Source organism: Alteromonas sp. ALT199 (genome assembly GCF_018619335.1).
GTDB lineage: Bacteria > Pseudomonadota > Gammaproteobacteria > Enterobacterales > Alteromonadaceae > Alteromonas.
The window spans coordinates 1-4,136 of record NZ_JAHHDX010000051.1 but is presented as its reverse complement, the minus strand read 5'-3'; the positions used below and the strand labels follow the sequence as shown (position 1 = coordinate 4,136).

The 4,136-nt window shown below is 45.2% G+C and carries 4 protein-coding genes; all 4 read right to left on the bottom strand.

Translation table 11 applies throughout. The features are described from left to right. Nucleotides 1–46: 46 nt before the first annotated feature. Nucleotides 47–838, bottom strand: a complete 792-nt coding sequence (locus KL866_RS05715; RefSeq protein ID WP_025256529.1) for a 2OG-Fe(II) oxygenase — start codon at nucleotides 836–838, stop codon at nucleotides 47–49. Nucleotides 839–900: 62 nt separating this feature from the next. After that, nucleotides 901–1,923, bottom strand: coding sequence for a PstS family phosphate ABC transporter substrate-binding protein (locus tag KL866_RS05710; RefSeq protein ID WP_155852453.1), 1,023 nt, complete (start codon nucleotides 1,921–1,923; stop codon nucleotides 901–903). Between the two features lie 22 nt (nucleotides 1,924–1,945). Next, nucleotides 1,946–3,247, bottom strand: coding sequence for a phosphate regulon sensor histidine kinase PhoR (phoR, locus tag KL866_RS05705; protein ID WP_025256531.1), 1,302 nt, complete (start codon nucleotides 3,245–3,247; stop codon nucleotides 1,946–1,948). Between the two features lie 101 nt (nucleotides 3,248–3,348). After that, nucleotides 3,349–4,038: a phosphate regulon transcriptional regulator PhoB gene (gene phoB / locus KL866_RS05700; protein WP_025256532.1), complete on the bottom strand. Its 690-nt coding sequence runs from the start codon at nucleotides 4,036–4,038 to the stop codon at nucleotides 3,349–3,351. Between the last annotated feature and the right edge of the window lie 98 nt (nucleotides 4,039–4,136).

The window sequence follows — 4,136 nt, the reverse complement described above, 5'->3', positions numbered from 1 at the left end:
AAACAAAATTGATTAAAAATAAAACTAAAAGCTTAACCCAAGTTGATTAGTTTTTCGTTCTAAACCATTTGGTGATGACAGTTTTGTGACCGCGGGTGACAGGTTCTGCGAAATGAACACTGTCAAAGTTGGGGTCGCCAGAGGGCAGTAAATTGTTCCAAAAAAGTGCCTTTCCCTTTTTAGGGCTTACTGCAATATTTAGCTTAGTAAAACGTGTGTAACCGCCGTCACATTCATCATTAAGGTAAATCATGCACGTCCATGTTCGCTGACCGCGCGATAGACAATGCGCTTTATACTGCGGGCTACCTGGAGGAAAGAAGTCGTAGTGCGGTTTGTAATATTCCCCAACGTTGTAGTGCTGAGCCTGAATAACTTCCCCTTCTCCCACGCCTAAGCTAAGTGTTGAAACAATGCGACTATCAATGTTTTTGACTAGCTCATTACCAAGAAAGGCTAATTCACATGTTGAAGAAGTTCTAATGTCATCAGCGCTAGCGGCTCCTGCTAGTTTAGAGGGCGCAAGTTTATCTTTGGTTAGCGCGACAATGTCGTCACACTCTTCGCTACTCAAGAAGTTATCGTACGCAAAGAGCTGAATGTCACTGGGCTCGGCAAGTGGCTTAGCCTGTTCCGCGTGGGTGATAGCACTTTTTGCTAGCTTCTCGTAGAAATTTGAAGAGGGAGAAAACTGATAATCGGTGGGCAGATTGGCGCCGAGCACTTTTTTGATCGTGTAGGGAGAAAAGCCGTTTTCCACTAGGGTGGTTACGATAGTTGGCACAGCTGTCCCTGACAGCAAGCATTTGACAACCCATTGTTTCCACGCAGGCGGCATATACGACACTATTTTATCCTTTGCTTTTAACGGCGAGTGATACGGCTTCTACTTTAGTTTTTCTATTCCAACAATCGGCGTTGGCGTACCAGTACGTCTTCGCGAATAGGGAAATACCCGTCCCTTAACACTTGATGCTGTCCTTCCTGTGACAAGATATAGCGCAAAAACTCTCTTTCCAGAGTAGGTAAAGGCTCACCGGGCTTTTTATTTATCACTAAATAAAGAAAACGGGCAAACGGATACGTTTCGTTGCGCACCGTATCAATAGAAAGAGGGATTAAGCTATCTAGCGATTCACCCAATGGCAGCGCGCGAACACCTGCGGTTTTATAACCGTAAGCGGCATAGCCAATAGCGCCAGTGCCGCTCGCCACAGACAGTACTACAGAGGCAGAACCAGGTTGCTCGTTTACCGTGTTCTTAAAGTCACCATCGCACAGCGCCATGACTTTGAACAAGCCATAAGTACCCGATACTGAATTTCGGCCGTACAGCCTTATAGGAGAGCGATAGCCTACATCGTTAACACCAAGCTGAGGCCAGTGCGTAATGGCCGCGTTGCTGCCACAAAACTGGGTTTCAGAAAATACCGCATCAACTTGTTCAAGGGTCATCCCCGGCAGCGGGTTGCGCCTATCCACAAAAATGGCGATGGCATCCATTGCCACTTTTAATACCGTAGGCGGGTAACCGTGAACGCGCGTAAAATCACGTATTTCACTGGGCTTTAATTCTCGGCTCATAGGGCCTATGGTGGCAGTACCTTCGATCAGCGCAGGCGGGGCGGTAGAAGAACCAGAGGCCTGTATCTGAAAACCGACCTGAGGATAGAGAGTTTTGAATTCCTGTGACCAGAAGGTCATTAAGTTTGCCAGCGTGTCTGAGCCCACTGAAGATATTTTCCCAGCCACACCAGGCTTGCGTTCGTAGGCTGGGACTTGATAAGTGCTTGAAGCAGAAGAAACGCTTTGGGCAGCCTGAGGATTCGCGAATAATGTAAGTGGAGACAACAGACCTATTACCAACGATAAACTTACAACACCGCGGTATAGCCCATTCACTATGTTATGACATTTGCTCACCAAGGTTTACTGCCTCTTAAGTTTACAGCTGCTCTGCAATTAACTCGTTATCCAGCACGAAGGAAAAATTACTGCCCTCGCCCAATGTACTGGCAATCTCTAAACGAGAATTATGATGACTTAGTACATGTTTTACAATGGATAACCCTAAGCCTGAACCGCCGGTTTTACGTGAACGAGCTTTATCTACACGGTAAAAGCGTTCTGTTAGGCGATTAAGGTGGTTCTGTTCAATGCCATCACCGTTGTCTACTACAGAAAACTGAGCACCGCTCGCACCGCGCTGCCAATATACGTTGATTTCCCCGCCCGCAGGGGTGTAGTGAACGGCGTTAAATACTAAGTTAGAACAGGCACTGCGAAGCTCAGTTTCTACACCAAAAACATACAGCTCTTCATCAATATGGAATTTGATAGAGTGGTTCTTTTCTTTGTTAAGGGCCAGTGCTTCTCTTTCCACTTGGGCAAGCACAGCAGGAATATTCACCACGTTTTCGTAAATACGTTCAGAACTTGCTTCGATACGCGATAACACAAGCAAATCTTCTATCAAGTTTTGCATGCGATGAGTTTGCGATGTCATTTCTTTCATCGCTTTTTGCATAAAGGGATCGGAGTCTTCATCAATGGGAAGAATTTCAAGATACCCGTTAATGACCGTTAACGGCGTACGCAACTCATGAGACACGTTTGCCACAAAGTCCTTACGCATTTCTTCAAGTTGAGATACTCGCGTTATGTCACGAGCAATCAGGAGAAGGTGCTCGTCGCCGTAAGGCATTATTCGATATTCGAAGGTTTTATTGGGGTTTGTTGGTGACGGCACTTCGATAGGGTATTTATAGTTACCCGCGTGAAAGTACTGAATAAACTCTGGATGACGCAATAAGTTGTCGATTCGACGACCTGAGTCTTGCGGCCATTTTAGCCCTAAATCTAACCGTGCAAGGCGATTGCACCAAATAATACATGCTTTTGAATCAACCACGACTGCTGCATCTGGTAAGGCTTCAGAACCTTCTCTAAAGCGTTTTACCAATTCGCCGAGCTCTTTACGTTTATTGCGGTTACGGCGCTGAAGGTAATAGATACCTTCGTAAATATGCTCCCATACACCACGTACAGTAGGAGGGGACATTTTACGACTGTGCCACAGCCAGCGATTTAGCTTGTAAAGGTGCCAATAGTTGAACAGTAATAGCAAAGTCGCACCAATGGCAACAGCGAATAACATATCATCCAGATACCACCCGACCAGCGCAAAAACCACAAGGAATAGCACTAAGCGCAATGTACTTCTCAACCAAGAGAACGGGTAATACATGAAATAGCTCGCGTTGTTGAAAGTGGAAATAGGCGCACGCTCAGGTGGCGCAGAGACGTGAAGGGAATGATGCTACGCCATTCCCTAAACACTACATTATATTAAAGCTTAGTAGAAAAACGATAGCCCGCACCGCGTACAGTTTGGATCATAGCATCATGTCCGTGGCGAGAGATAGCTTTACGCAAGCGTCGAATATGTACATCTACTGTTCTGTCTTCAACATAAACATTGGTGCCCCACACATTATCAAGCAATAGTTCTCTGCTATATACTCGCTCTGGGTGCGTCATAAAAAAGTGAAGTAACTTAAATTCTGTAGGCCCCATGTCTAGTGGCTCTTCATTAGCTATAACACGGTGCGACACTGGTTCAAGTTTTAGCCCATTAAATTCAATGGGCTCTTCATTGGATGTAGGCGTTACTCTTCGCATAACCGCTTTGATTCTTGCCACTAGTTCTTTTGGCGAAAACGGCTTAGTGACGTAATCGTCAGCACCTGCATCCAGCCCGCGAATTTTATCTTCTTCTTCGCCACGGGCCGTAAGCATAATAACGGGAATGTCACGAGTAAATTCGTGTTGCTTTAAACTTTTAGCTAGCTGTACACCGCTTCCCCCCGGTAACATCCAATCTAGTAAGATCAAATCTGGGTAAGGCTCGCAAATTTTTTCTTGCGCGATGTCGAAATCTTCGGCTTCGATAATATTAAAACCAGATTGCTCAAGCACAAACTTAAGCATTTCACGGATAGGCGCTTCGTCCTCTACTACCAACACTGTACGAGACATCGTTATATTCCTGCTCATTTTTAAACGCCGTTATTATTAATGTGATCTGTGACAGTTTTATTAAAATGATTACATTAATGTGTCAAGTTTAATACGAA